The following is a 2,033-nucleotide window of genomic DNA, read 5'->3' on the forward strand; positions in this document are numbered from 1 at the left end:
GCTCCCCCGGCGGCATCACCGGCAACGCCCCGGACGCCGGGGACACCTATACGCTGCAGGTCGACCTGACCGACGGCAACTCCATCGACGGCGCCTTCAATATAGACAGTGCCCTGTCCGATGGCGAAGCGCTTATTGCGGCAACCGGCGACGGTACCTTTGACTATTATGACTTTTCGGTTATGGCCGGGGAGACGTTCAGGTTTGAGTTTGATGCCGCGAATTTCGACACAGAACTTTTCCTGTTCGATCTTGCGGGCTCACTGCTCGCACTTGACGACGACAGCGGCCTGGGGCTGCTATCACAAATTGACTACACCTTCGCTCTCGCGGGTGTCTACGTGATCGGTGTGGGTGAGTTTAATTCGTTCGCATTACAGGGCATGATCACTGGAAACGCGATGGATGCCGGTGACAGCTACCTACTGAGAATTTCTTCGCTCCAACTGCCGATCGCGGTACCGGAACCAGCGTCACTTGCCCTCTTTGGATTCGGCCTCACAGCATTTGGTGTTGCCGCGTACCGCCGTAAGAGAGATGTATTCCGCTCATAGCTTGAGTAACGCGGTGGAAATCCTTCGGAGATGCTGGTTTAAGGTAGAACCTGTTTCATTAATAGGCCTGCGTAAGGCAGGTTTTGGCCGCTCAGCACCGAAGGGGCTATCTAGCGGCTGGCCGACTTAAGGATGGCGAAAGTTCAAAAAACGACCTCACATCCGGCTGCTTGCAGACAAAGTGCCCGGAAGTTTCGATAGCCAACATGAGTGACGCCATGCTCGCGAGAAATGTCGGTCTATATCTCGTCGAAAAGGGCCTAAGGGCAGCTCCAGGTATTTCAGTCCAGGTGCTGGACAAGGGAATGCCTGAGCTCGGGCTTTTCCGTCCGCAGCACCCCCTAGGACGTGGACTCATAAACGCCCAGCCATAAGTGGATTGTGGCTTGTCGGGCAGGATCGGTTGAATGATGCTCCATTCTCTCTCAGAGAGGGCGTATCGCATGTTTCAAGGCTCCTTTCGGAGCTTGAATCACGGCATCACCCCGCAACTCAACCCGGATCGGTTCATGTCGGAAATTCACTCAGGAGCAGACATCCGCATGCGCCCGCCAAATGTCGCAGTTTGACCCATGACGGACATGCCAAAACGAAACGGCGGTCGCAAAGGACCGCCGCCTGAAATTCTCTCAAAGTGGACGTTCTATACTGCTGCGTCTTGTTTCCGCCGCCGGCGCCAAATCACGCTTAGCCCGACGAGCCCGATTAAGAACAGTCCCGCCGTCCCCGGCTCGGGTACCGGCAGCGTTGGATATTGGCTTAGGACAAATGTGGAGTCTTCGCCAAAAGCAAATATTCCACCGTAAAAAAGACCTACGGAAAATTCTTCACCAATTATATCTTCTATAAAAGGAAAATCAAAATAAATATCAAGAGAGTTATCAGCAAGATCAAAGTCCGGAAACGCGCCGTCTACAACATTACCATCGCCATCGATCGCAAATAAACCCACAAGAAATATTACGAGTTCACCCTCCCATTCGACGTGATAATCAGACCAAGGATCCTCGGTGAAGTTAAAGACAGTCTCGAAAAATACGACTTCTCCTTCAGAGTTTTCCTCCGTGAAGGTAATGTCGTGAACGTCGCCCTCCGAGAAAGAATCCCACCGTTTGTATATGCAAGTAATGGATGAACCGCAGTCCAGATCGAAAAGATCTGACCCAGGAAATTCTACGGCATAGTCGTTCAGGTACACATCGACTTCTTCAGAGCCGGAGTAAAATCCATCGGTTCCGTTATGGCTGATCAGAACCGCATGCGCCTGCAGCGGAAACATCAGAAGTGCGACCCCGAACAGCGCGCCAAACAGATTTCGAACCAGCATCGCAGCCTCTCCCCTTGCCCCGGCTATGCCCTCGATGCCGCGGACCTTCGCAACTAGTGAAGCAAGATTCAGGCCATTTTTTAGGAACGTTTATTTTCAACGGATTAGCGCGACCGCGATCCGCGGAATGCATAAGGTGTAATATTTTTTTG

The 2,033-nt window shown here is 52.5% G+C and carries 2 protein-coding genes; one reads left to right on the forward strand and one right to left on the reverse strand.

The window, feature by feature from the left end; all coding sequences use genetic code 11:
• On the forward strand, nt 1-554 hold a 554-nt coding region (locus H7X47_RS14770; RefSeq protein WP_193369486.1), incomplete at its 5' end, for a PEP-CTERM sorting domain-containing protein.
• Nucleotides 555-1,197: 643 nt separating this feature from the next.
• On the opposite strand, the gene H7X47_RS14775 is transcribed toward H7X47_RS14770, so the two are convergent.
• Nucleotides 1,198-1,881 carry a PEP-CTERM sorting domain-containing protein gene (locus H7X47_RS14775; RefSeq protein ID WP_193369487.1) on the reverse strand — a complete coding sequence of 228 codons (684 nt, stop codon included), beginning with the start codon at nt 1,879-1,881 and terminating at the stop codon, nt 1,198-1,200.
• Nucleotides 1,882-2,033: the final 152 nt, after the last annotated feature.

This window comes from Pelagibius marinus (assembly GCF_014925385.1).
Classification (GTDB): domain Bacteria; phylum Pseudomonadota; class Alphaproteobacteria; order Kiloniellales; family Kiloniellaceae; genus Pelagibius; species Pelagibius marinus.

Bases quoted from the DNA above. Each gene is read 5' to 3' on its own strand.
- H7X47_RS14775 (WP_193369487.1), bottom strand. From the start codon at position 1,881: ATGCTGGTTCGAAATCTGTTTGGCGCGCTGTTCGGGGTCGCACTTCTG.